This window comes from Burkholderia sp. AU16482, from assembly GCF_002223285.1.
Classification (GTDB): domain Bacteria; phylum Pseudomonadota; class Gammaproteobacteria; order Burkholderiales; family Burkholderiaceae; genus Burkholderia; species Burkholderia semiarida.
The window spans coordinates 1-605 of the sequence record NZ_NKEY01000023.1 but is presented as its reverse complement, the minus strand read 5'-3'; the positions used below and the strand labels follow the sequence as shown (position 1 = coordinate 605).

Here is a 605-nt window from a genome sequence, read left to right as displayed (position 1 = left end):
GCGACGGAAATGTTCCTGCGCGACAACCAGCACGACAGCGACTTTTCCGCGTTCATGAGCGTGTGGTTCTTCGAGGAGCAGAAGCATTCGCTCGTGCTGATGGAATACCTGCGCCGCTTCAAGCCGGAGCTGGTGCCGACCGAGGAGGAACTGCACGCGGTGCGTTTCCAGTTCGATCCTGCGCCGCCGCTCGAGACGCTGATGCTGCACTTCTGCGGCGAGATCCGTTTGAACCACTGGTACCGCTGCGCGGCCGACTGGCACACCGAGCCCGTCATCAAGCAGATCTACGAAACGATTTCGCGCGACGAGGCGCGTCATGGCGGCGCGTACCTGCGCTACATGAAGAAGGCGCTGAACAACTGCGGCGACGTCGCACGTGCGGCCTTCGCGAAGATCGGCGTGCTGATGGCGTCGGCGCGCCGCACCGAGAAGCCGCTGCACCCGACCAACCTGCACGTGAACCAGGCGCTGTTCCCGCGCGACACCGTGCAATCGCGCCTGCCGGATCCGGAATGGCTCGAGCGCTGGCTCGACGAGCAGATCCGCTTCGACGGCGAGTGGGAGAAGAAGGTGGTCGAGCGGATCCTGCACAACCTGTCGAT

General features: G+C 64.0%; 1 protein-coding gene. It reads left to right on the top strand.

All coding sequences use genetic code 11. From position 1 onward, the window contains the following. Positions 1-605 (top strand): ferritin-like domain-containing protein (locus CFB35_RS33955; protein ID WP_089466256.1); only part of this gene is annotated, 605 nt, incomplete at both ends.